The organism is Ruegeria sp. YTSA144 (genome assembly GCF_059610125.1).
Genome location: NZ_JBXWNA010000005.1, coordinates 145,496 through 168,282 on the forward strand (window position 1 = coordinate 145,496; position 22,787 = coordinate 168,282).

Below are 22,787 nucleotides of genomic sequence, written 5' to 3' on the forward strand. Positions count from 1 at the left end.
GTGTCCCCCCGGAGTTGCGTTGCAATATTTCAATCTTCGGTCAGCCAGTGCTTCTGGTTCTTCGAAGCTCGGACACCGGTCATTCAGAATAAAAGACCTGCCTGTTTTCCGTACTTGTTCCTGGCAAGGGCCGTGTTGCTGATAGAAAAAGTATGAACAAAATGGCCCAATTGGCTGCACAATATCCGATATTTGAATAAAAATCACGAGTGCAGTTGCGGCAGCTGCTGCTGCCTTGCGTGGCGGAACACTTGCCATCCGCGATTTGGATTGCGCAGGGCACAGGTGCCCAGTTTCAAGCACACAATCTGTGAAGGGCTTTGGGGATCAGTCGAGGAAAAGATAATCCAACTGCATGATGGCTTGGGCTTTGTCTTCACCAACCCCAAGAAACCTGGCAATAACCGCTTCGTTCTCGGCGCGCGGGGCCGTTTCCCGCAGGCGCAGGTAATTGTCCAGCCGAGCGGCACGGATCCGTTCGGATTCATAGCCCAGATCGTTGCGAAGGGTCGGCAGCAAGGAAGCAACGGTTTCCGTTGGGCTGTTGTCTCCGGCCAACCCGACGCGACGCGCGTGGCCGATCAGATAATCGTCCGAGTATTCGCATTCGATCTCAAGCACGTGGGTTTTGGCCTGGTCGCCGCAGAAATCCTCGAGCGCGTCAAGATTGGCCGGGTCAAGGCACAGCGCCAGCTGATCCGACCCGAAACTGTCGAACAACAGGCGCAGAACGGCGCGCCGGTGACGAGAGCGCTTGGTCAGTGTGGATTCGATCCCGCCCAGGTCCGGCAGCAACGTGTTTTCTTCGTTGAACAGGTATTCGACGCAAGGAATATCCGTTTCAGATGCGATCTGATCGACAAGACGTTTGGCGACATGCCATTTCTTGCAGACGATCACGAACAGTTCCCGTTCCGGGCCGAGTACGCTCCCGGCTTCCCAGAAGCGTTGTCCGAACCGGCGGCCGATGCGTCCGCGACCGGTGAGAAACGCGTACAGATTGCGCCCCTCGTTCGAGATCGGGAAATCGACGCCCTCACTTGCATAGAGCGAACCGAGCCGGGCCTTCAACTCATGCGCCTCGGCGCTGATCTTGCGTGCGAACAGATAATCCTGGCCCAGCAACATGTCATAGTGGTCATTGTAGAACGTGACCGGCATTCCATAGTCCGAAAACATCAGGAATGTCGGCGTTCGGTTTTCAATCTCGTTTTTCGGGATCAGGTGACGCACCAGCGTCTGAAAGAAGGTTTCATCAGGGATCCACGTGGTCGAAAAAAACCGTATCACATCCCGGCGCTGACGCAGGAAATCCAGAATCATTTCGACGGTTCTGCGACGCAGGCACCACCATTGGCTGCCGATCATCATCTGAATGTCCTGGGGGATGTCCCGCGTCAGACCGAAGCGCTTCTGCAATTCATAGGCGGCATAGAACAGCTTGGACTGCGTACGTTCGTTGAAGTAGTGGCGATAGATCAACCGGTCTTCTTTCATGCCGGTCTTGATCCAGTTGCTTTCAAAGAAATCGTGGCTTTCGATGAAATCCTTGTCGTGATCGTCGAGGTAACGGTGCGTGTATTCAGCGGTTTTGATCGCCATGCAGTCACCGGACAGCATGTAGAAATGCGTGGCGCGCGGGAAAGTTTCCACGGCGGCTTGCAGGGCGTTCAGCGTGGCCTGCACCAGCGACCATTCTCCCCAGCCGCATCTGACGCGCTTTTTCGCAAAGGTAACATTGGGGTTCTGATCCAGTGCGGACCGAATGCGCTCATAGGCTTTGGCGCTGGCGCTGGCGTCAAAATGGATGGCCATGCAATCGCCGACTGCGGTCAGTTGTTCGGCCTGAGCAATGATGGCCTCAGGGTCCTTGTGACACAGCAATATATAGGCGACTTTTGCCATAGAGATAACGCAATATCCGTTTCTGCCTGATTTCAACCGTGATACTGAGGATGAACGATTGAATAAACAGAATAATTTTGGTTCTTTGTAACCAAAAGCTGGCGTATCGCATCGAGACCTGGCCAGCGGAGGAGGCACAGCAGATGGGGTTTCCCGGTACCTGGATGACCGAGAGCGAAAGCATGGTGTACCGTGTGGTGCCCAAATGTGCCTGCTCGACCATTGGTCAGATCATGTATTTTTCGGATCACGGTCAGTTCTTTGACGGTGATATCCATGATGCCAAGGACGGCATGCACAAATGGGCATTTGATCAGAGCCAGGAGCTGATCTCGAACAACGTGCGCAATCACGCATCCTATTCGTTCACTTGCGTGCGCAATCCCTACACCCGCATTCTCAGCTCATTCTTTGACAAAATCTGCGGCATTCAGCGCAACGGCAAGAGATACCGCGGCAATCTGGTGCCGACGCTGATCTACAACTACGGGATCGAAGTGGGCGGCGACGATGGCAAAGGAGAGTTTGACCAGATCGCCAGCTTCCGCCGGTTTCTGCTGTTTGTGCGTGATACGATCCGGTGGCGGCGCCCGATGGACCCGGACATTCACTGGTCTGCGATGTCAGGCCACGTGTCCACTTTCATCGTGAACGGCGGTCACTATGACCGGATATTCTGGACAGAAGCGTTCAATGACGGGATGCAGGATGTTCTGGACAATGTCGAGCTGAAGCACCCGGTCAAATTGTCCGAGATCCCACGGTTCAATGAATCCGAAGGGCACGGGCCAAAACGTGCGCATCCGGTCGAGGACTACTTTGACGATCTGTCAATGCATCTGGTCTACGAGATCTACAAGCAGGATTTCGAGCTGTTCAAATACGACTTCGAAAACCCGGCCAACAAGATGCCGATCGGCGAAATCGATCTGGACGAAATCCACGCCAAACTGGGCGACTGACCGTGGGGTGCTCCCGCCCGTCGTCGATTTTTCTTGCGAAACATCTCCTCCGGTTGGGCCCGGCGCCGCGCGTTGCGCGGAGCCGGGCCCAAGGCCAAACGTGGCATCAGCAAAGCTGATGGTGCGATTTGGGCGCGGGAGTTCTTGAAGACGGTCGAAATCCCGGCTCGCCGCCTCAGCAAGCCGGTCCCGCAGGCGCTCAGACTTGGCGAACAGCCCCTTTTGCTGCGCTGGTCGTCAGCTTTGCATAGGCCTTGAGCGCAGTGGACACCTTGCGTTTGCGGGGCGCGGCGGGCTCCCACCCCTTTGCGTCCTGTTCCGTGCGGCGGGCGGCCAGCTCTTCGTCTGACACAGCCAGATGAATGGTGCGGTTGGGGATGTCGATCTCGATCGTGTCGCCATTCTGCACCAGGCCGATCTCACCGCCTTCGGCCGCCTCGGGTGATACATGTCCGATCGACAGGCCTGATGTGCCGCCCGAGAAACGACCATCGGTCAGCAGCGCGCAGGCTTTGCCCAGTCCTTTGGACTTCAGATATGACGTCGGATACAGCATTTCCTGCATCCCCGGGCCGCCTCGCGGGCCTTCATAGCGGATCACCACCACGTCGCCTTCTTTTACCTTGCCGGTGAGAATGTCGTTGACCGCCTGATCCTGACTTTCGCACACGTAAGCCGAGCCGGTAAACTTCAGGATATTGGCGTCCACGCCAGCAGTTTTCACGATACAGCCGTCGCGGGCGATATTGCCGAACAGAACGGCCAGACCGCCATCCTGGCTGAAAGCGTGTTCTTTCGAGCGGATCACGCCGCCTTCACGGTCGGTATCCAGTTCCTTGTACCGGTTCGACTGGCTGAACGCCTGTGTGGTGCGCACACCGCCGGGGGCAGCTTTGAACAGCTCCTGCGCCTTGGGATTGTTGGCGACCTTGATGTCCCAGTTGGCGATCGCTTCGCCCATCGTGGCGGAATGCACCGTGCTGCATTCCTCGTGCAGCAGGCCAGCGCGGCTGAGCTCTCCGAGAATCGAGAAGATACCTCCGGCGCGGTGGACGTCTTCCATGTGCACATTTTCGGTGTTGGGCGCGACTTTGCACAGGCAGGGAACGCGGCGGCTCAGGCGGTCCATGTCGGTCATGGTGAAATCAACGCCACCCTCATGCGCGATGGCCAACAGATGCAGAACCGTGTTGGTCGATCCGCCCATGGCGATGTCGAGGCTCATGGCGTTTTCGAATGCTTCGAAGGTGGCAATCTCGCGTGGGAGAAAACCTTTTTCATCCAGATCATAATGGCGCTTGGTGATCTCGACGATGCGGCGGCCTGCCTCAAGGAACAGCTCTTTGCGGTCGGCATGTGTCGCCAGTGTCGAGCCGTTGCCAGGCAGGGCAAGGCCCAACGCTTCGGCCAGGCAGTTCATCGAGTTCGCAGTGAACATGCCCGAACAGGACCCGCAAGTCGGGCAGGCATTCTCTTCGATGTGCTGAACCTGTTCGTCGGTGAATTTGTCGTCTGCCGCGGCGACCATGGCGTCAACGAGGTCGATTTTCTTGGCATCCAGATCAGCGATATCGATCTTGCCGGCCTCCATCGGCCCGCCCGAGACAAATATGGCCGGGATGTTCAGGCGCATTGCGGCCATCAGCATGCCGGGGGTGATCTTGTCGCAATTCGAAATGCAGACCATCGCGTCGGCACAATGCGCGTTGACCATGTATTCGACCGAATCCGCAATGACTTCGCGCGAGGGCAGCGAATACAGCATGCCGTCATGGCCCATGGCGATGCCGTCATCCACCGCGATCGTGTTGAATTCTTTTGCAACGCCACCGGCGGCCTCGACCTCGCGCGCAACCATCTGGCCCAGGTCCTTCAGGTGGACGTGACCGGGCACGAACTGGGTGAACGAGTTGACGATGGCAATGATCGGTTTGCCAAAATCATCGTCTCCCATGCCGGTGGCACGCCAAAGGCCGCGTGCGCCAGCCATGTTGCGGCCATGGGTTGAGGTTCTGGATCGGTACAATGGCATGATGCTGTTTCCCTGTTGCCTCGGGTTGCATGTCTTGGGGTTCGTACGTTATAGCGCACGTACCACATGTGCGCTATAACGCACAAGAGGATTCGCGGGACGATGAGATGGACTCTGACGAAATAACGCTGAAACTGCGAGACGTGCGTGCGGCATCGGGCCTGAGCCTGTCGAAAGTGGCCGAGATGACGGGCGTGAGCAAAGCCATGCTGGGGCAGATCGAGCGCGGCGAATCCAGCCCGACCATCGCAACGCTGTGGAAAATTGCCAAGGGGTTTCAACTGCCGCTCAGCGCGTTGATCGATACGATGAACGGGGATCCTTCGGTTTTTCAGACCGTCACTTTCCCCGGCTCGATCGAGGTCAAGATCGTCTTTCCCTTCGATCCCGCTCTGGGGGCCGAGACATTCCACGTCAACCTCACACCGAACCAAAGCCACGAGTCGCCCGCCCACGCGACAGGCGTGACCGAGGAGGTCTTTGTTCTGAACGGCACGCTTGAGATCCTGCGCGGAGACGAGTGGGTTTCCCTACAGGCCGGGCAGGGGTTGCGTTTCGCGGCGGATCTTCCGCACGGGTATCGCGCCGGTCCAAAGGGGGCGGCCTTTCTGAACATGCACCATTACGCCCAACACACCGAGTTTGTAGAGAACGGCAAGGCCCATTCATGACCGCATTTTTCGACAGTCTGACCATCGTTGACGCCATCGGCTCTTTCGGGGCCCTGATCGTGGTCGCCGCGTATTTCGCGACACAGATGCGGATAATGAACTCGGATGATCTGGCCTTTCCGGTGATCAACCTGGTTGGCTCGGTGCTGATCGTCTATTCCCTGCTCCAGAATTTCAATCTCGCATCGATGTTGATCGAGGGGTTCTGGATTCTGATCAGCCTCATTGGGATTATCCAACATTTCCGCCTGCGCAGCGCCAGGTGAGCGCTATCCAGCCTTGAACCCCTATGCTGCCGGGTATAGGGAAAAATCAAGCGCGCTTAGGGGAGGCTTTGATGCAGGACGATCCAAAAACCCTCGTATCCACCGAATGGCTGGCCGCGCATATGAAGGATCCGGATCTGCGGATTCTGGACGGGTCGTGGTACTTGCCCGCGCAAAATCGTGATGCAAAGGCCGAATATGATGCAGGCCACATCCCCGGTGCGCGGTTCTTTGATATTGATGAGATATCCGATCACCGTTCCGACTTGCCGCACATGGCGCCTCCGGTCGAGAAATTCATGTCGCGCCTGCGCGCGATGGGGGTGGGCGATGGTCATCAGGTCGTGGTCTACGATGGCGCCGGGCTGATGTCGGCCGCGCGGGTCTGGTGGCTGTTCCGTCTGATGGGGCAGGAAAACATCGCGGTTTTGGATGGTGGATTCCCCAAATGGCAGGCGGAAGGGCGCGAGGTTGAAGACCTGCCGCCGGTCATCCGTGATCGTCATATGACCGTTCGGGTGCAAAATCAGCTTGTCCGGGACGTCACGCAAGTGTCCGCCGCCGCCAAGCTGGGTGATCATGAGATTATCGACGCCCGCTCGGCCAGCCGGTTTTCCGGGGCCGAGGCCGAACCGCGCGAGGGGCTGCGCTCGGGGCATATCCCGGGTTCACGCAATGTCCCCTTTGGCCAGTTGCTGAACGCCAATGGCACCATGAAGTCGCCGGAAGAATGCCGCGCCATATTCGAGGCGGCGGGCGTCGATCTGTCGAAACCGGCGATCACTTCGTGCGGGTCCGGCGTGACTGCCGCGATCCTGAGCCTTGCGCTGGAGCGCATGGGCAAGAAAGACCACTCGCTTTATGACGGCTCATGGGCTGAATGGGGTGCCTTCCCGACCCTGCCCGTCGCAACCGGAGAGACCTGATGTTCGAGAACCTGAAACCGCAGCCTGCCGACAAGATCCTGGCGCTGATGCAGATGTACCGCGAAGACCCGCGCGATCAGAAGATCGACCTGGGTGTCGGCGTCTACAAAAACGCAGAAGGCATTACCCCGGTCATGCGCGCCGTCAAAGCGGCCGAGCAGCGCATCTGGGAAGAGCAGGAAACCAAAGCCTATACCGGGCTGGCCGGCGACCCGGCCTATGCGGATGCGATGATCGGTCTGATCCTCGGCACCTCGGTTCAGCGCGGCAATATCGCGGCCGTGGCGACACCGGGCGGCACCGGCGCCTGCCGTCAGGCGTTCGAGATGATCCGCATGGCGAATCCGTCGGCCCGCGTCTTCGTGTCGAACCCGACATGGCCGAACCACTTGTCGATCCTGAACTACCTTGGGATTGAAACGGTTCAATACCGCTATTTCGATAGTGACACACGTGGCGTCGATTTCGACGGCATGATCGAAGACCTGAAGACCGCCAAGGCGGGTGACGTGGTTCTGCTGCACGGTTGCTGCCACAACCCGACCGGCGCCAACCTCAACATGGTTCAATGGCAGGAGGTCGTGAACCTGATCAACGCACTTGGCCTCGTTGCGATGATCGACATCGCCTATCAGGGCTTCGGCGACGGTCTGGAAGAGGATGCGCAAGCAACACGTCTGGTCGCGTCTTCGGTCAAGGAATGCCTGATAGCGGCGTCATGTTCGAAGAATTTCGGCGTGTATCGCGAACGCACCGGTTTGCTGATGGCCATCAGCGCCGATGCCGGGCGGACCGCTTTGAACCAGGGTACATTGGCATTCCTGAACCGCCAGAATTATTCGTTTCCACCTGACCATGGCGCACGCGTTGTGACCACGATCCTGATGGACGAAGCCCTGCGCGCCGACTGGATGGCCGAACTGGAAGAGGTGCGCCTGTCGATGCTGGGCCTGCGTCGCCAACTGGCCGATGAACTCCAGCGCCTGAGCGGCTCGGACCGCTTTGGTTTTATCGCCCAGCACCGCGGCATGTTCTCGCGCTTGGGTGCGGCCCCGGAACTGGTCGAGAAACTGCGCGTTGAACACGGCATCTACATGGTCGGCGACAGCCGCCTGAACATCGCCGGTCTGAACGCGACAACCGTGCCGATTCTGGCCAAGGCCATCATTGACGTCGGCGTCTGACTATCAGACATTCCCAAACAAGAAACCCGGGCACGAATGCCCGGGTTTTTTTGTTTTGGTTGAAGTGGGCTCAGCCTTTCGAGAACTCGGGATAGGCTTCCATACCCAGTTCGCCCATGTCGAGCCCGTTGATCTCTTCTTCCTCGCCGACCCGCAGGCCGACGGTGGCCTTGAGGATCGAGAACAGGATGAAGCTGACCACGAAAACGAAGAGACCGATGGCCGCGAAGCCGATGATCTGGGTCACGAAGGATGCATCACCGTTGGTCCATGCCACGATGAAGGTGCCCCAGAAGCCTGCGATCAGGTGAACCGGGATCGCACCGACCACGTCATCGATCTTCATACGGTCCAGCATCGGAACGGTCAGGACAACGATCACACCGCCGATTGCGCCAATGATCAGTGCCTGAAACAGCGACGGTGCCAGTGGTTCAGCGGTGATTGACACCAGACCGGCCAGCGCACCGTTCAGCACCATGGTCAGGTCGACCTTGCCGTACATCACCTGCGTCAGGATCAGGGCGGCGACGGCACCGGCGGCGGCGGCCATGTTGGTGTTGGCGAAGATACGGCTGATATCGGCCATGTCACCAATGGTTCCCATTGCCAGCTGCGAACCGCCGTTGAAACCGAACCAACCCAACCACAGGATGAACGTCCCCAGGGTAGCCAGCGCCAGGTTCGAGCCGGGGATGGGCACAACTTTGCCTTCCTTGTTGTATTTACCGATACGCGGGCCCAGGACGATGGCACCGGCCAGAGCGGCGAAACCACCTGCGGCATGCACCAGGGTCGAGCCGGCGAAGTCGCTGAAGCCCATCTCGGACAACCAGCCGCCACCCCACTGCCAGGACGCTTCGATCGGGTAGATGATGCCCGTCAGGACGATCACGAAAAAGAAGAAGGGCCACAGTTTGACGCGTTCGGCCATGGTGCCCGACACGATGGACGCGGTGGTGGCGCAGAACATCAGCTGGAAAAAGAAGTCTGAACCGACCGACGCATAATCCAGCGCGGTTTCGGTGTCGGCCAAACCAACCGGCTCGAGCGACGTTGGCGAGAACGCGCCCAGAATGCCTGTGATGGTCCAGCCATCACCGGGGTACATCAGGTTGAAGCCGACCAGCCAGTACATGATGGCCGCAAAGGAAAACAGGCCCATGTTCTTGACCAACTGCATGGCCACGTTTTTCGAACGCACCAGACCGGCCTCGAGCATGGCAAAGCCCGCGGCCATCCAGAATACCAGAAAACCGCCGACCAGAAACAACAGCGAAGTCAGGATGTATTGCGTATGCTGTGCGGTCTCGCCTGCGGCCTCTTGCGCCAGGCCCATCTGCGGCAGCGCGGCAATCGCGGCGGCAGGGATGAGAGATTTCATCAGGTTCATGTGTCTTCCTCGAATGAGTGTGATTGGGCGCGCTTTACAGCGCGTCCTCGTTGGTTTCCCCGGTCCGCACGCGCAGCGCCTGCTCGACATCGAGGACGAAAATCTTGCCGTCGCCGATCTTGCCGGTCTTGGCGGTTTTGGTGATGGTCTCGACGATCTGGTCGGTCATCGCGGCGGGCACCACGATTTCCAGCTTGATCTTGGGCACGAAGTTCACCGCGTATTCGGCCCCCCGATAGATTTCGGTGTGGCCGGATTGCGAGCCGAAGCCCTTGATCTCGGTCACCATCATGCCGCGCACGCCGGCCTCGGTCAGTGCCTCGCGCACCTCCTCCAGCTTGAACGGCTTGATTGTCGCAATGATCAGTTTCACGTCTTTCCCCTCTGGTTCTCCGGTGGAGCCGGTTTGTTTGCACCCGCAGAAAAATGCGCGACTGAACGTGGTAAGAAACGGCTCTTGGGGGCGAAAGGGCTGCCAAATGGCGGAAAGTTGCACATTTTTTGCACATGTCGGGTGCATTGATTAAATAACAGGCGGTGTTGTGAGGGGAATTTTCGGAAAATCGGACCTCTACATACTCAGGTCAGCGGGGTATGGTGGCGCAAAAGAAAAACCGGGCAGAGTTTGAGCATGACTGAGTCCAAGCGACGCAAGCCGAAATTGGTTGCGGATAGAAGGTACCCGTCAAAGGGCCGTAAACCGTCGGCGTCCAAGCGCCCGGCGGGCAAGAAGGCGACGGCCCGCAAGACAACCACGCGCAAAACCGCGCGCAAGAAGACGCGCAAGAGATCGGGCGGCAAGGGCGGCGGGATCTTGCGTCGCTTTTTCCGCTGGGTCTGGCGTATGGTCTGGGGTCTGACCTGGCGGGTTGGCGCAGTTGTGGCCATTGTGATCGCTTTGGCAGTGGGCGTCGTCTATACCTCTTTGCCGGACCTGGACGCCTTGTTGGACGGGCGTGCGCGCGGATCGGTCACGCTGCTGGACCGGGACGGCAAAGTGTTTGCGTGGCGCGGCGACCAGTTTGGCGGGGTGATCACGGCTGATACGGTGTCCCCGCATCTGAAAAACGCCGTCATCGCGACCGAGGACAAACGCTTCTATCGCCATTTCGGTGTCAGTCCGCGCGGTGTGGCAAGCGCCGTACGCATCAACCTGAGCGAAGGGCGCGGCCCGTTGTCCGGGCATGGCGGGTCGACCATAACGCAGCAAACGGCCAAACTGCTGTGTCTGGGCGTGCCTTATGATCCGACTGAATGGGAATCCGAGGCTGCCTATGAATCCGATTGCCGTCAGGGATCACTGTGGCGCAAGGCCAAAGAGGCTGTTTACGCAATGGCGATGGAGGTGAAATACTCCAAGGATGAAATTCTGACCATCTACCTGAACCGGGCTTTCCTTGGTGCAGGCGCGCGCGGGTTCGAGGCCGCAAGCCAGCGATACTTTGGCAAGTCCGCGGCCGAAGTCTCGCCGGCCGAGGCAGCGATGCTGGCCGGGCTACTGGTTGCGCCCACACGCTATGCGCCGACGAACAATCTGCAACGGTCTCAGGACCGGGCCCGCCTTGTGATCGGTCTGATGGAGGATCAGGGCTATCTGACCACTGCGCAGGCCAGCGAAGCACGAGCGCGACCTGCGCAACTGTCCGAGGCGGCAGCTGCGCGGGCCGGGGGGTACTTTGCGGATTGGGTCATGGCCAGCGGGCCCGAGTTCTTTACCCGCAACACGACCGAAGATGTGGTGATCCGGACGACCTTGGATCAGCGCATCCAGACTTCTGCGGAAGAGGCGCTGAAGTTCATCTTTCAGGAAAAAGTCCGCGAAGGATCAAAGGCGCAGGCGGCCATTGTCGTGATGTCGGCAGACGGCGCGGTACGTGCCATGGTTGGCGGGCGCAAGACACGCGTGTCTGGCGCGTTCAACCGGGCGACACAGGCGTTGCGTCAGACGGGATCGTCGTTCAAGCCGTTCGTCTATGCCACCGCGCTGGAACTGGGATATTCGCCGCTGGATACGGTGATGGATGAACCCTATTGCGTCGATATTCCGGGGTCAGGCCAGTGGTGCCCCAAGAACTATACCAACAAGTATTATGGGCGGGTGACCTTGGCCGATGCGCTGAAAAACTCGCTGAACATACCGGCGGTGAAAGTGGCCGAGATTTCCGGCCTGGACAATGTTCGGACGGTCGCCAGCGGCTTTGGGATTGCCAGCGACCTGGCACAGGGGCCCGCGCTGGCGCTTGGTGCCTCTGAAAGCACGTTGATCGAGATGACCGGCGCATATGCGGGCATCCTGAATGGCGGGTCACAGGTTGAGCCTTACGGGCTGACCGAACTGAAACTGCTGGGCGACGAAACACCCGTCATGGTCACGACAACCGGTATTGGCGAGAGGGTCATCAATGAAAAGGCTGCCAGACAGCTGACCTGGATGATGGAACGTGTGGTCTCTGAAGGAACCGGCGGGCGGGCCAAATTGCCCGGCTGGCAGGTGGCGGGCAAGACCGGAACGACCCAGGCCGCGCGCGATGCGTGGTTCATCGGGTTCACGGCGGATTATGTGGCCGGGGTCTGGATGGGATATGATGACAACACGCCTTTGTCCGGCGTAACCGGGGGCGGGTTGCCTGCCGAGATCTGGAAGGAAACCATGCTGCGCGTGACCGAGGGGATGACACCCACACCCTTGCCGATGATGGCGCCGGAACCACCGGTTCAGGTCGCCCAGCCGCAGCCCCGCCGAAAGCGCGGAGGTTTTGCCAACGACATCAACAATCTGCTTAAGAACATTTTCGGCGGCAACTAAAGCAAACTCGAAAACGACAGAACAAAAAAAGGCGGTGCACCGGGCACCGCCTTTTCTTCTTTGTTTCGTTGATTAGACGCTTGCGTCCAATGCAGACAGGATCGCGTCGCCCATTTCGCTGGTCGACACGGGCTGAACGCCCTCATCCGCCAGCAGATCGCCGGTGCGCACACCGTCGGCCAGAACTTTCTCGATCGCAGCTTCCAGCCGATCCGCTTCCTCGCCCTGATCAAAGCTGTAGCGCAGAGCCATCGCAAAGCTGAGGATACAGGCGATCGGGTTGGCTTTGCCCTGACCTGCGATATCGGGGGCCGACCCGTGTACGGGCTCGTACATCGCCTTGGGGCGTCCATTGGCCATCGGCGCGCCCAGCGACGCCGACGGCAACATACCCAGAGACCCGGTCAGCATCGCGGCGCAGTCCGACAGGATGTCGCCGAACAGGTTGTCGGTCAGGATCACGTCGAACTGTTTCGGCGCGCGCACCAGCTGCATGGCACCGTTGTCGGCGTACATATGGCTCAGTTCGACCTCGGGGTAGTCAGCGGAAACGCGGTTGACGACTTCGCGCCACAGGATGCCCGATTCCATCACGTTGGCCTTTTCCATCGAGCACAGCTTTTTGTTCCGGCGCATCGCCAGTTCAAAGGCCGAGCGCGCGGCGCGTTCAATCTCGGATTCTGTGTAGCGCTGGGTATTGATGCCAACGCGTTCATTGCCTTCCTCGAAGATGCCGCGCGGTTCACCGAAATAGACGCCCGAGGTCAGTTCGCGCACGATCATGATATCCAGACCGGCAACGATGTCTTTCTTCAGCGACGAGAAATCGGCCAACGCGTCAAAGCACTGGGCCGGACGCAGGTTCGAATACAGGTCCATTTCCTTGCGCAGGCGCAGCAGGCCGCGCTCGGGCTTCAGGCTGAAATCCAGATCGTCGTATTTCGGACCGCCAACGGCGCCGAGCAGAACGGCGTCGACCTCCTGCGCCTTGGCCATCGTCTCATCGGACAGAGGCGTGCCGTGGGCATCATAGGCGGCACCGCCGACAAGGTCCTCGCTCACGTCAAATTGAAGACCGCGATTGGCGCCGAACCAATCAATGATTCTGCGCACTTCGGCCATAACTTCCGGGCCAATTCCGTCTCCGGGCAGGATGAGGAGCGAGGGGTTGGACATCGACAGTCTCCTTGCGTTTTGTTGCACAGGGCCTAGCGTCTGCGTTGCATCGGGTCAATGAGACGAACCTGCCAAATCAGAGGGAAATCACATGCTGACACCTGGAATTCCGGTTCCTGCGCTGAAAATCGATACTGTTGCCCATGGCAGCTTCGATCTTGACGTGGACAAGGGCGAAAACGGGACGCTGGTGATTCAATATCGCGGGCTGCATTGCCCGATCTGCATCAGGCAGATGGCCGAGGTCGAAGCGGCGCTGGATGACTTTGCGGCTCTGGGCGTCGAGGTCATCATGATCACCACCGATACAGCCGAGCGCGCGACGCAAGCCGCCGACAAAGCCGGAGCGTTGCGCCTGCGTGTGGGTCACAGCCTGCCGCTGTCTGCTGCGCGCGACGATTGGGGACTGAACATCTCGATCAAGCGCGAAGGCAGCGCCGAACCGGACCTGTTCGCAGAGCCCGGGCATTTCTACATCGCACCCGACCGGACGCTGTACTATGCGTGGCAACAGACCACGCCTTTCGGTCGCCCGTCCATGGCGGATATTGCGGGTGGTTTGAAATTCACTCTGGGCAACAACTATCCCGCGCGCGGCACTTATACCGGCCCTCTTTGATCGTCAGAGACTGGCTTTGAGCCCTTCGGCCAACAAATCCCAGACCCTGCGAATGCGTGGGGTCTGGCGCATGGCCTGAGGTGCGGCCAGCCACACCGGAAGAATCGGGATGTCCACATCCAGCGGCAGGATTTCCACGTCGGGGTCGGCTTCGGCAACCTGTACCTGACTGAAGCCTATGCCACAGCCCGCCCGGATCAGTTCCCAATAGGCGCTTTGCAGGTCACAGCGGGTGGCAAAGCTGCCGCGGCTGGCGGGCCATCCCTTTTCACGCATGGCCTTGATGATTTCCTGGTTCGCGTCAAACCCCACCAGGTCATGCGTAAACAGTTCTTCCGGCGTCTTGGGGCGCCCCTTCCGGTCCAGATAGGACTTGGCGGCACAAAAACACAGCGGCACATCCCCGAGATAGCGGGAAATGAGATCTACCTGCGCAGGGCGATACATACGCACGGCGATATCCGCCTCGCGATAGAGCAGATTCTCGGTGGTGTCGGTGGCCACCAGCTCCAGCTGAATCGTGGGTTCCTGCTTGCGGATGGACGCCAGTATCGGTGGCAGCAGGTGATGCGAGGCAAAGACCGATGCGGTGATACGCACCGAGCCTTCAAGCTGTTGCGATTGCCCCGCGGCGGCAAGACTGAACGCGGTCATGGCGCTGTGCATTTGCTGGGCCATCGGCAAAAGCTGTGAACCCGCTTCGCTGAGCTTCAGACCGCGCGCGTGGCGATCGAAAAGCGAGACACCCAGCTCGTCCTCGAGATTTTGAACCTGTCGCCCCAAAGTGGGTTGGCTGCGATTGAGATGCCGTGCGGCGGCAGACAGCGATCCGGTCTCGGCCACGGCCAGAAAGCATTGGATCAGAGACCAATCTGCATGTGTCAGTGCTTTATCCATTCATAAATGAATACACGTTCTGCGTTCTGCGGCAATTCCTTGCGCGAAGTGAATGGGTAGATTGATCTCAGTCAGGAGGCAGACATGGCACGATCAGCACTGGTATTGGGCGCATCAGGTCGCTTTGGACGCAATGCAGCACATGCATTCAGGCACGCGGGCTGGGACGTGACAGAATTTGACCGCAGGTCCGATTCGCTGTCACAGGTGGCGCGCGGCGTGGACGTCATCGTGAACGGATGGAATCCGCCCTATCCCGATTGGGCGCGCGATGTGCCTGTGCTGACCAAGCGGGTGATAGATGCGGCCTCAGATACGGGGGCGACCGTGATTGTGCCGGGCAATGTCTACGTATTTGGCGAAGATACGCCGGGTCCATGGTCGGGCGGGACGCCGCATCGGGCCACCAATCCTCTGGGTCGGGTCCGGATCGACATGGAAGAGGCCTATCGCGCGTCGACCGTGCGCACCATCCTTTTGCGTGCCGGGGATTTCATTGACACCAATGCATCCGGAAACTGGTTCGATCAGGTCATGATCAAGCGTTTGTCGCGCGGTCGGTTCGTTTATCCCGGTGATCCGGAGGCGCCGCACGCTTGGGCCTTTCTGCCTGATCTGGCCCGCGCCGCCGTCGCGCTGGCTGAGATTCGCGAAGACCTCCCCCGATACTGCGATGTTCCATTTGAAGGGTATGCTTTGACCGGGACGCAGATCGCTCAATCGCTTTCGCATGTCACCGGCCGGACGGTTGCAGTGCGGCGCATGAAATGGTGGCCATTGCAATTGGCCCGCCCATTCTGGCGCATGGCCCCTCATTTGATCGAGATGCGGTACCTCTGGCACGTGCCGCATCAACTGGATGGCGGCTATGTGAAAGAATTGCTGGGCTCGTTTCCCAAAACGAATTTGGAGGATGCCTTGCGTTCCGCCATTCCGCCCCAACGGGCCGCTTCATCGCCGACAACCGGGAACAGGGGCGAGGTTCTAGGGTAGGATTATGTCAACCCAGACCAGTCGATGCCTGCTGGCGCGTCGGGCACTGTCGTACAGCGTGTCACCTTCCACGGGCCAGACAATGCCGGTTTCCAAGATTTGCAGATCACTGGACGGCAACACATAGTCAACGCGCATTTCCCCGGTGGCTTTCCATTCGACTGTTGCTGATGAACCCGATGGGTCCTTTGGCATCGGGTCCTGCACCTGGGGATCGGTCAAAAGCGCGCGAATGGCCTGCTTGTGGCCTTCTCCGCGGGTCGGGTCGAGATTGGCGTCCGCAGCTATCACGAAGGGGCTTTGAGGAACTGGCCCCAGACCGCCATTCAGCAAAACCGACCACAGGCGAATCTCATCCCTGTTGCGCAGACCATTGCGATCTTCGGGGCCGTCAAAAACCGGTGGGGCAGCGTGAAAGGTCATCAGGCTGAAACGCCCATTCGGGGTTTCGATCGGAAGCACCCAATGCACGGTCGAGGACAGGCGCTGAATGTCGTGCGCAGCTTCAGACGGGAAGGGAAGGCCGTTTTTGCTTGGTAAAGTGGCCCCAGGCAGGTCTTTCCACCGCAGATCGGTGTAATCCTGAACGTCATCGGTCAGGATTTCGAAACGGGACAACACCGCTACCCCTCCGTGGCCGGTGAACTTTCCCCAGCCCTGTGCGTCGCCGGGACCTTGCGTTTGGCCATCGCCGTCCAGATCCAGCAGTGTTTCCAGCCCTGCATTTGGTCGGGCGGAAAAGTGATAGGGGAAATCCAGACCGGCATCGCGCAGTTTTTCGGACAGGGCGCTCAGGGCTGCGCCTTCCAGATCCCAGTCGATGCCTTGCAGGGCTATGACATCAGGTCGCGCGGCGGAAATGACCTCGACGACAGCGGCAACCTGCGCATCATCCCGCTGAATGTCGCGCAGCAGCAGGCCGGGGCCGTTTCTGCTGAGTTCAGTGTTGTAGGTGGCGATGCGATAAACCTCTGCCTGTGCCGAGAAAGGCAGCAGCAGCAAAGCAAGGGCGCGGATCATGCGGCCTGCGTTGTCTCGCTTGTCGAATAGGCGCGGCGCTTTTCCACGATCAGACCTGCGATGCGAAGCGTCGCCATGCCGCGCATGATCATGCTGGCGGGCAGGAAGGCCCAGGCGCACATGGTCCAGATCAGCGTCTGCGGATTGCTCAGCGAGATCGGGGCGACAACGCTGCTCATGAGCTTGATGACAGCGGGGATGACGAAGGGAAGCAGAACACCAATACAGATATTCAGGCGTCCGTCACGTTGCAGGCGGGTAACAACATCGCCGCCCTTGGTGGGATCAAACAGCGGTAGATTGGTCCACACGTTGAAGGCGCCATTGCCCGTGGGCCAGCCACGCACCTTGACCGCATAGGCAAAGCTGGCGACTGTGACCAAAGCAGCGACGTAGGCTACGCTGGCTGCGATCCGAACCAGTTCGATCAATGGCTGGCCCGCATCCAAGGGGAGCATCAGCACGATCAACCGAACCGGGGAATAGGGGAAGTCCGCGACATTCGCGACGGCCAGACCCACAGCGTAGGCAAACGTGGTCAGTTCAGTCGGTTCATAGGCGTTTTTGCAAACCAGCGTCAGAAAGGTGACCATCGACATCAACCCGACAAATCGCAGACGGTTCACCGGTGGAGCATCGCGAAATTCAATAAAGCTGGGAAAGGCAGAATTGTACTCGGCGAACGTCAGGATGAACGCGAGAATCGCGAGGAAGACCAGAATCTCGGTCCCGTTCGTCGATGATACAGGCAGGTACAACGCGGGTGTCAGCACCATCAGTGCCACAAGTATTCCGCGTATCGCCGCCCCTGTTGTGCGCGCAATCACTATCCGAACCCTTTTTCAAACCGGATAAGCCGATCTTCGCCGACTTACATTCCAACTTGTTCCCATCGTCTCGAGTTTTGACGGATGCCTCTTTAGCGCCAACATGGACGATAAGCGGCATTTCGCTCAAGACAGGGTGCAGAAAACACGTGATTTCGGGCAAAATGATGGCGCAACTGGTGCGGGATTGCATCATTTTCGACGCAAATCCGACGTGTATCTCAAAGTGAGATCAAGATGTTGTGGTTCTGTGAAAATCAACCCCAAGAATGAGAGCGGGGCCGCCTTGGCGACCCCGTTAGGTTGTATGTCCAAAGAATCGGCTCGGGCCTTACACCCAGGGGCGGGCCTGACTTGCGTGATCCTCGAATTTGTCGATGTGGTGATTTTTCTCCATGGTCAGACCGATGTCGTCCAGACCGTTCAGCAGACAGTGCTTGCGGTGCGGGTCGATGTCGAATTCGATCACGACCCCGTCCGAAGTGGTGATCTGCTGATCTTCCAGGTGCACGGTCATGCGGGCGTTCTCACCCTTATGGGCGTCTTCCATCAGGATCGCGTGATGTTCTTCTTCGACCACGATCGGCAGGATGCCGTTCTTGAAGCAGTTGTTGAAAAAGATGTCGGCAAAGCTGGTCGAGATCACGACCTTGATGCCGAAATCCTTGATCGCCCATGGCGCGTGTTCGCGTGACGAGCCGCAGCCGAAATTGTCGCCGGCGACCAGAATTTCGGCCTCGCGATAGGCGGGCTTGTTCAGGACGAATTCTTCATTCTCCTGCCCGTCATCATGATAGCGCATTTCATCAAACAGCACGACGCCAAGGCCGGACCGTTTGATGGTTTTCAGATGCACTTTGGGGATGATCATATCAGTGTCGATGTTGATCAATGGCATCGGGGCGGCCACCCCGTGGACTTTTTCAAACTTTTCCATGTCTACACTCCTGCAGGAGAGGGCCGCGCCCGTGTCCTGCGATTAAGCTTCTTTCGCTTTGGTTGTTTCGTCCTTGGGTACGTTTTTCAAGAAGAGCGCCATGAACACCAATCCGAACCCGTTGAACAGCATCTCGATTCCCAGCAGGATACCCAGAAGGCTCAGCAAGGCGGCGGGTTCGCTGCTTGCGTAAGACCAGATGATACCTGCGAGGATGATCGACAAGATGCCCGAGATCATCGTGGGCCAGAAAAACTGTGTTCCTTTCATCTGGAACGACAGAATGACCCGTGCAATGCCGCCCGCCATGAACAGGATCAGCATCACGGTCGCCAGCGTCAGCGTTCCCTGTAGCGGGTGATCCAGAAAGGACCAGCCCAGGAACAGCATGACCGCGCCCATGATGAGTGACAGAATCTTGTTGCCGGTGCCTTCGACGGTGAATCCGCCGACCACCTGCAACGCGCCCGCAATCAGCAGTAGCGCACCGGTCACGACCGTTACGGCAAGCGAAGCCGCAATCGCATTGCCCAGCGCAAAGATGCCGAACGCTATCGATAGAAGCCCCAACAGGAGCCATTTAATCCAGTCACTCATGTCTTCAATCCCTCAAATATCTAGATATGAGGGCAGCTTACATCAATTCACGGACGTCTGTCAGCCGTCCCGTGATTGCCGCTGCGGCAGCCATTGCCGGGCTCAGCAGGTGTGTGCGCCCGCCGCGACCCTGACGGCCCTCGAAGTTACGGTTCGAGGTGGCGGCACAGCGTTCACCCGGTTGCAACTGGTCCGGGTTCATCGCCAGACACATCGAACAGCCTGCCAGACGCCATTCGAATCCGGCCTCTTTGAAGATGTCGGCCAGGCCTTCTTCTTCGGCCTGAGCGCGGACCAGCCCCGAGCCGGGCACGACCATGGCGCGCATGCCGTCCTTGATCTTCTTGCCTTTCAGGATCTCGGCCGCGGCACGCAGGTCTTCAATACGTCCGTTGGTGCAGGACCCGATAAAGACGGTGTCGATTTCGACATCGCTCAGCTTCTGACCGGCTTTCAGACCCATGTACTCGATTGACCGGCGGGCCGCCTCGACCTTGCCGCCTTCGAAATCCTCGGGGTGCGGCACGGTTGCCGTGATCGGCAGAACATCCTCGGGGCTGGTGCCCCAGGTGACGACGGGCGCGATGTCTTCGCCACGCAGGGTGATGACCTTGTCGAAATGCGCGTCTTCATCGGTATAGAGCGTTTTCCACCAGTTCAGAGCGGCCTCCCACTGCGCGCCCTTGGGCGCATGCGGACGGCCTTTGACATATTCGAACGTGGTTTCATCCGGTGCGATCAGCCCCGCGCGTGCGCCACCTTCGATGGCCATGTTGCAGACGGTCATGCGGCCTTCCATCGACAGGTTGCGGATGGCTTCGCCGCAATACTCGATGACATAGCCGGTGCCGCCAGCAGTGCCGGTCTTGCCGATCACGGCCAGGGTGATGTCCTTGGCGGTCACGCCCGGCTGCAATTTGCCGGTGATTTCCACCTTCATGTTCTTGGATTTCTTCTGGATCAGTGTCTGCGTGGCCAGAACGTGTTCGACCTCGGACGTGCCGATGCCGTGGGCCAGCGCGCCGAAGGCGCCGTGCGTGGCGGTATGGCTGTCGCCGCAGACAACGGTCATGCCGGGCAGGGTCCAGCCTTGCTCGGGGCCGACAATGTGCACGATGCCCTGACGGACGTCATTCACCGGGTAATAGTGAATGCCGAAATCCCGGGCGTTCTTGTCCAGTGCTTCGACCTGAATGCGCGATTCGGGGTTTTCAATACCGTTCACCCGGTCCGGTGTGGTGGGTACGTTGTGGTCCGGTACGGCGATTGTCTTTTCCGGTGCGCGCACCTTGCGGCCCGCCATGCGCAGACCTTCGAAGGCCTGCGGGCTGGTGACTTCGTGCACCAGATGGCGGTCGATATACAGCAGGCAGGTGCCATCATCGGCTTCGTGCGCGACATGGGCATCCCAGATCTTGTCATAGAGTGTTTTGGGGGACATCGGTCCTCTCCCGTGTGTAATGAGAAATGGCTGGCGAGTTGGCTCAGGCGACGGGTAGGCGTGCCAGGACCGTGCGGGCAGCCCCAAAGAACCGTTCGCGCAGACGCGCGCGGTCTTCCAGATTCTGTTCTTGGGCCACATTGAGTCTCATGCGGTCCAGATATACTGCGCCCTTGCTGCAATCAAGGTTCAAAACCGGTGTCAGGCTTGCAACGCCCGGCGTTGCTGTCCAAGCTGCGGTGCAGGAGGCGCGCATGAACCAAGATCTGATCCCCGGCTCACTGTCTGACCTTTACAACAACATGGTCGCGGGGTTCTCCTCGGAATTTCAGGAACTGATCGAGTTGGTGATTACGCCGGGCTGGCGGCAGTATCAGTTGATCATCATCCTTTTTCTTTGGGCGCTGGCTTTCCTTCTGAAAACTCTGACACAGCCGCGATGGGATGCCTGGACGCGTGCCCGCACCGGATGGCCGAAATGGCGGCTTCGCATCATGGTGCAGATGATGCAGCGGCTGACACTGGTCTATTTCGTGCTGCTGTCCTGGTTCCTGTATCAGGTTATGCAGCATGTCACCTGGCCTTCGCGCAGTTACCTCATTGGGATCATTGCAACTCTGGCAACTGCGTGGCTGGCTATCGCATTGGTCGCGAGGCTTGTCCGCAACCGGACGCTGCGCCGGATATTCAAGTGGGCAATGTGGGTCTATGCAACGCTTGTTGCGTTGAATCTGACGGATGACGTGGCCGAATTCCTCGATGGGGTCGCGATTTCCGTCGGGGACCTGCACATTTCGTTGCTGGGCATTCTCAAGGCCATCCTGCTGATCGGAGTCCTGTTGACGCTGGCCCGCATCGGCACCCGCGCGGCCGAGCGTGGCTTGCAGAGCAATGACGACATCACCCCGTCCATGCAGGTGTTGTTGGCCAAGGGAATTCAGGTGCTGCTGTACGGTGCGGTCTTTCTGGCCGCGATCCGCACGCTGGGCTTCGATCTGACCGGCATAGCGCTGCTGTCGGGCGCAATCGGAGTGGGCATCGGGTTCGGCCTGCAAAAAGTGGTGTCGAACCTGATCTCGGGGATCATCATCCTGATGGACCGGTCGATCAAGCCGGGCGACGTGATCTCTCTGGGTGACACGTTCGGTTGGATCAACGCGCTGGGCGCACGCTATGTCTCGGTCGTCACGCGGGACGGGCGGGAATACCTGATCCCGAACGAGGACCTGATTACCAACCAGGTGGTCAACTGGTCGCATTCCGACAAATTCGTACGGTTGGATCTGGATTTCGGCACCAGCTATGAGGATGATCCCCACAAAGTGCGTGCAACGGCGATCCGGGCTGTAAAGGCGGTGACCCGCGTGCTGAGTGGCGGAAAACATGAACCGGTTTGCCATATCACCGGCTTTGGTGACAGCAGCGTGGATTACGTTCTGCGGTTCTGGATCAGCGATCCGACCAAGGGGCTGACCAATATCAGGGGTAATGTCTATCTTGCGCTATGGGAAGCGTTTCAGGACGAAGGCATCTCGATCCCCTTCCCGCAGCGCGAGGTTCGGATTTTGCCCGAAAACGCAAACATGCAACAAATCGCAGAAGAGTGATCACCTGTGGACGGGGCCGGACGCGCTTTCATTGAAATGTTGCATTCCCCTTGTTACCTTATTAGTACCCCGGCGCCGGGGTTTGGCGGCGCGCAGCAAAGGAGGACTATGTCCTGTCTCTACATACACAGGCGGGTTTGCCCGCCGAAGACGGGGCCGGTGTAATGGCCCGCTCTCAGTCAATCAGCGACAAGCTGCTTGAGCGTATCCTTTCCTCACTTTCCGATGACAAGGCCGAAGACGTCGTGCAGATCAACCTGCAAGGCAAGTCGTCTGTCGCGGATCACATGGTGATTGCTTCGGGTCGGTCGACCCGTCAGGTCTCGGCCATGGCGGAAAAGCTGACGGATCGCATCAAGCAGGAATTCGGTTTCACCTCGAAGGTCGAAGGCAAGGATGCCGGCGACTGGGTGCTGATCGATACGGGCGACGTGATCGTCCATATCTTCCGCCCCGAAGTGCGCGAATTCTACCAGCTGGAAAAGATGTGGCTGCCTCAGGGCGGCAGCGCCTCGGCGAACTGAGGCG

General features: G+C 59.0%; 22 protein-coding genes. 10 read left to right on the top strand and 12 right to left on the bottom strand.

Going from position 1 to position 22,787, the window contains the following annotated elements; all coding sequences use genetic code 11:
• Positions 1 to 327 precede the first annotated feature (327 nt).
• Positions 328 to 1,905 carry a DUF5928 domain-containing protein gene (locus AC2FF8_RS12615; RefSeq protein ID WP_496879856.1) on the bottom strand — a complete coding sequence of 526 codons (1,578 nt, stop codon included), beginning with the start codon at positions 1,903 to 1,905 and terminating at the stop codon, positions 328 to 330.
• 143 nt (positions 1,906 to 2,048) lie between these two features.
• On the opposite strand from AC2FF8_RS12615, the gene AC2FF8_RS12620 reads away from it, so the two are divergent.
• On the top strand, positions 2,049 to 2,867 hold the full coding sequence (locus tag AC2FF8_RS12620; protein ID WP_496879857.1) for a sulfotransferase family protein: 819 nt from the start codon (positions 2,049 to 2,051) through the stop codon (positions 2,865 to 2,867).
• A gap of 199 nt (positions 2,868 to 3,066) precedes the next feature.
• On the opposite strand, the gene ilvD is transcribed toward AC2FF8_RS12620, so the two are convergent.
• Positions 3,067 to 4,899 (bottom strand): dihydroxy-acid dehydratase, encoded by a 1,833-nt coding sequence (gene ilvD / locus AC2FF8_RS12625; protein WP_170345744.1) that lies wholly within the window; start codon positions 4,897 to 4,899, stop codon positions 3,067 to 3,069.
• 107 nt (positions 4,900 to 5,006) lie between these two features.
• On the opposite strand from ilvD, the gene AC2FF8_RS12630 reads away from it, so the two are divergent.
• From AC2FF8_RS12630 to AC2FF8_RS12645, 4 genes are all read left to right on the top strand, one after another.
• Positions 5,007 to 5,570 carry a helix-turn-helix domain-containing protein gene (locus tag AC2FF8_RS12630; RefSeq protein WP_496873162.1) on the top strand — a complete coding sequence of 188 codons (564 nt, stop codon included), beginning with the start codon at positions 5,007 to 5,009 and terminating at the stop codon, positions 5,568 to 5,570.
• Positions 5,567 to 5,836, top strand: coding sequence for a CBU_0592 family membrane protein (locus AC2FF8_RS12635; protein WP_496879858.1), 270 nt, complete (start codon positions 5,567 to 5,569; stop codon positions 5,834 to 5,836). Before AC2FF8_RS12630 ends, AC2FF8_RS12635 begins: the two co-directional genes overlap by 4 nt.
• A gap of 71 nt (positions 5,837 to 5,907) precedes the next feature.
• A complete protein-coding gene (gene sseA / locus AC2FF8_RS12640; RefSeq protein WP_480685610.1) occupies positions 5,908 to 6,762 on the top strand; it encodes a 3-mercaptopyruvate sulfurtransferase in 855 nt (284 codons plus the stop codon).
• Complete coding sequence (locus AC2FF8_RS12645; RefSeq protein ID WP_496879859.1) at positions 6,762 to 7,946, top strand: amino acid aminotransferase; 1,185 nt, start codon at positions 6,762 to 6,764, stop codon at positions 7,944 to 7,946. The genes sseA and AC2FF8_RS12645 overlap by 1 nt, the downstream gene beginning before the upstream one ends.
• A gap of 70 nt (positions 7,947 to 8,016) precedes the next feature.
• Here the strand turns inward: AC2FF8_RS12645 and AC2FF8_RS12650 are convergent, their stop codons facing one another.
• Together AC2FF8_RS12650 and AC2FF8_RS12655 are read right to left on the bottom strand one after the other, a co-directional pair.
• The gene (locus AC2FF8_RS12650) at positions 8,017 to 9,339 is read right to left on the bottom strand and encodes an ammonium transporter (RefSeq protein ID WP_170345739.1); all 1,323 of its coding nucleotides are present in this window, start codon (positions 9,337 to 9,339) and stop codon (positions 8,017 to 8,019) included.
• Positions 9,340 to 9,373: 34 nt separating this feature from the next.
• On the bottom strand, positions 9,374 to 9,712 hold the full coding sequence (locus tag AC2FF8_RS12655; RefSeq protein WP_170345738.1) for a P-II family nitrogen regulator: 339 nt from the start codon (positions 9,710 to 9,712) through the stop codon (positions 9,374 to 9,376).
• Between the two features lie 258 nt (positions 9,713 to 9,970).
• Between AC2FF8_RS12655 and AC2FF8_RS12660 the strand changes: the two genes are divergently transcribed.
• Positions 9,971 to 12,145, top strand: coding sequence for a transglycosylase domain-containing protein (locus AC2FF8_RS12660; protein ID WP_496879860.1), 2,175 nt, complete (start codon positions 9,971 to 9,973; stop codon positions 12,143 to 12,145).
• Positions 12,146 to 12,217: 72 nt separating this feature from the next.
• Here AC2FF8_RS12660 and leuB read toward each other — a convergent pair whose 3' ends face one another.
• Positions 12,218 to 13,321 (bottom strand): 3-isopropylmalate dehydrogenase, encoded by a 1,104-nt coding sequence (gene leuB, locus AC2FF8_RS12665; protein WP_170345736.1) that lies wholly within the window; start codon positions 13,319 to 13,321, stop codon positions 12,218 to 12,220.
• 91 nt (positions 13,322 to 13,412) lie between these two features.
• On the opposite strand from leuB, the gene AC2FF8_RS12670 reads away from it, so the two are divergent.
• The gene (locus tag AC2FF8_RS12670) at positions 13,413 to 13,940 is read left to right on the top strand and encodes a redoxin domain-containing protein (RefSeq protein WP_496879861.1); all 528 of its coding nucleotides are present in this window, start codon (positions 13,413 to 13,415) and stop codon (positions 13,938 to 13,940) included.
• Between the two features lie 3 nt (positions 13,941 to 13,943).
• On the opposite strand, the gene AC2FF8_RS12675 is transcribed toward AC2FF8_RS12670, so the two are convergent.
• On the bottom strand, positions 13,944 to 14,837 hold the full coding sequence (locus AC2FF8_RS12675) for a LysR family transcriptional regulator (protein ID WP_496879862.1): 894 nt from the start codon (positions 14,835 to 14,837) through the stop codon (positions 13,944 to 13,946).
• Between the two features lie 84 nt (positions 14,838 to 14,921).
• Here AC2FF8_RS12675 and AC2FF8_RS12680 point away from each other — a divergent pair, with 84 nt between their 5' ends.
• Positions 14,922 to 15,830, top strand: a complete 909-nt coding sequence (locus AC2FF8_RS12680) for a Rossmann-fold NAD(P)-binding domain-containing protein (protein WP_496879863.1) — start codon at positions 14,922 to 14,924, stop codon at positions 15,828 to 15,830.
• Here the strand turns inward: AC2FF8_RS12680 and AC2FF8_RS12685 are convergent.
• From AC2FF8_RS12685 to AC2FF8_RS12710, 6 genes are all read right to left on the bottom strand, one after another.
• Positions 15,822 to 16,850, bottom strand: coding sequence for an endonuclease/exonuclease/phosphatase family protein (locus tag AC2FF8_RS12685; RefSeq protein ID WP_496879864.1), 1,029 nt, complete (start codon positions 16,848 to 16,850; stop codon positions 15,822 to 15,824). The genes AC2FF8_RS12680 and AC2FF8_RS12685 overlap by 9 nt on opposite strands.
• Positions 16,847 to 17,677 (bottom strand): hypothetical protein, encoded by an 831-nt coding sequence (locus tag AC2FF8_RS12690; protein WP_170345731.1) that lies wholly within the window; start codon positions 17,675 to 17,677, stop codon positions 16,847 to 16,849. Before AC2FF8_RS12690 ends, AC2FF8_RS12685 begins: the two co-directional genes overlap by 4 nt.
• 331 nt (positions 17,678 to 18,008) lie before the next feature.
• Positions 18,009 to 18,614, bottom strand: coding sequence for a 3-isopropylmalate dehydratase small subunit (gene leuD, locus AC2FF8_RS12695; RefSeq protein WP_170345730.1), 606 nt, complete (start codon positions 18,612 to 18,614; stop codon positions 18,009 to 18,011).
• 42 nt (positions 18,615 to 18,656) lie between these two features.
• On the bottom strand, positions 18,657 to 19,211 hold the full coding sequence (locus AC2FF8_RS12700) for an HdeD family acid-resistance protein (protein WP_170345729.1): 555 nt from the start codon (positions 19,209 to 19,211) through the stop codon (positions 18,657 to 18,659).
• 37 nt (positions 19,212 to 19,248) lie between these two features.
• Positions 19,249 to 20,652, bottom strand: coding sequence for a 3-isopropylmalate dehydratase large subunit (gene leuC, locus AC2FF8_RS12705; RefSeq protein ID WP_170345728.1), 1,404 nt, complete (start codon positions 20,650 to 20,652; stop codon positions 19,249 to 19,251).
• A 43-nt stretch (positions 20,653 to 20,695) separates the two neighbouring features.
• Positions 20,696 to 20,791: an isopropylmalate isomerase gene (locus tag AC2FF8_RS12710; RefSeq protein ID WP_224857982.1), complete on the bottom strand. Its 96-nt coding sequence runs from the start codon at positions 20,789 to 20,791 to the stop codon at positions 20,696 to 20,698.
• Positions 20,792 to 20,906: 115 nt separating this feature from the next.
• Between AC2FF8_RS12710 and AC2FF8_RS12715 the strand changes: the two genes are divergently transcribed.
• Both AC2FF8_RS12715 and rsfS read left to right on the top strand, forming a co-directional pair.
• Positions 20,907 to 22,259, top strand: coding sequence for a mechanosensitive ion channel family protein (locus tag AC2FF8_RS12715; protein ID WP_496879865.1), 1,353 nt, complete (start codon positions 20,907 to 20,909; stop codon positions 22,257 to 22,259).
• A gap of 164 nt (positions 22,260 to 22,423) precedes the next feature.
• Positions 22,424 to 22,783 carry a ribosome silencing factor gene (gene rsfS, locus AC2FF8_RS12720; protein WP_217358180.1) on the top strand — a complete coding sequence of 120 codons (360 nt, stop codon included), beginning with the start codon at positions 22,424 to 22,426 and terminating at the stop codon, positions 22,781 to 22,783.
• Positions 22,784 to 22,787: the final 4 nt, after the last annotated feature.

What these genes read in the sequence shown, in the direction of transcription:
- sseA (WP_480685610.1), top strand. Translation starts at nt 5,908, where the DNA reads ATGCAGGACGATCCAAAAACCCTCGTATCCACCGAATGGCTGGCCGCG.
- leuD (WP_170345730.1), bottom strand. Translation starts at nt 18,614, where the DNA reads ATGGAAAAGTTTGAAAAAGTCCACGGGGTGGCCGCCCCGATGCCATTG.
- AC2FF8_RS12645 (WP_496879859.1), top strand. Translation starts at nt 6,762, where the DNA reads ATGTTCGAGAACCTGAAACCGCAGCCTGCCGACAAGATCCTGGCGCTG.
- AC2FF8_RS12680 (WP_496879863.1), top strand. Translation starts at nt 14,922, where the DNA reads ATGGCACGATCAGCACTGGTATTGGGCGCATCAGGTCGCTTTGGACGC.
- leuC (WP_170345728.1), bottom strand. Translation starts at nt 20,652, where the DNA reads ATGTCCCCCAAAACACTCTATGACAAGATCTGGGATGCCCATGTCGCG.
- AC2FF8_RS12620 (WP_496879857.1), top strand. Translation starts at nt 2,049, where the DNA reads ATGGGGTTTCCCGGTACCTGGATGACCGAGAGCGAAAGCATGGTGTAC.
- leuB (WP_170345736.1), bottom strand. Translation starts at nt 13,321, where the DNA reads ATGTCCAACCCCTCGCTCCTCATCCTGCCCGGAGACGGAATTGGCCCG.
- AC2FF8_RS12685 (WP_496879864.1), bottom strand. Translation starts at nt 16,850, where the DNA reads ATGATCCGCGCCCTTGCTTTGCTGCTGCTGCCTTTCTCGGCACAGGCA.
- AC2FF8_RS12650 (WP_170345739.1), bottom strand. Translation starts at nt 9,339, where the DNA reads ATGAACCTGATGAAATCTCTCATCCCTGCCGCCGCGATTGCCGCGCTG.
- AC2FF8_RS12675 (WP_496879862.1), bottom strand. Translation starts at nt 14,837, where the DNA reads ATGGATAAAGCACTGACACATGCAGATTGGTCTCTGATCCAATGCTTT.
- rsfS (WP_217358180.1), top strand. Translation starts at nt 22,424, where the DNA reads ATGGCCCGCTCTCAGTCAATCAGCGACAAGCTGCTTGAGCGTATCCTT.
- AC2FF8_RS12615 (WP_496879856.1), bottom strand. Translation starts at nt 1,905, where the DNA reads ATGGCAAAAGTCGCCTATATATTGCTGTGTCACAAGGACCCTGAGGCC.
- AC2FF8_RS12700 (WP_170345729.1), bottom strand. Translation starts at nt 19,211, where the DNA reads ATGAGTGACTGGATTAAATGGCTCCTGTTGGGGCTTCTATCGATAGCG.
- ilvD (WP_170345744.1), bottom strand. Translation starts at nt 4,899, where the DNA reads ATGCCATTGTACCGATCCAGAACCTCAACCCATGGCCGCAACATGGCT.
- AC2FF8_RS12670 (WP_496879861.1), top strand. Translation starts at nt 13,413, where the DNA reads ATGCTGACACCTGGAATTCCGGTTCCTGCGCTGAAAATCGATACTGTT.
- AC2FF8_RS12660 (WP_496879860.1), top strand. Translation starts at nt 9,971, where the DNA reads ATGACTGAGTCCAAGCGACGCAAGCCGAAATTGGTTGCGGATAGAAGG.
- AC2FF8_RS12635 (WP_496879858.1), top strand. Translation starts at nt 5,567, where the DNA reads ATGACCGCATTTTTCGACAGTCTGACCATCGTTGACGCCATCGGCTCT.
- AC2FF8_RS12630 (WP_496873162.1), top strand. Translation starts at nt 5,007, where the DNA reads ATGGACTCTGACGAAATAACGCTGAAACTGCGAGACGTGCGTGCGGCA.
- AC2FF8_RS12715 (WP_496879865.1), top strand. Translation starts at nt 20,907, where the DNA reads ATGAACCAAGATCTGATCCCCGGCTCACTGTCTGACCTTTACAACAAC.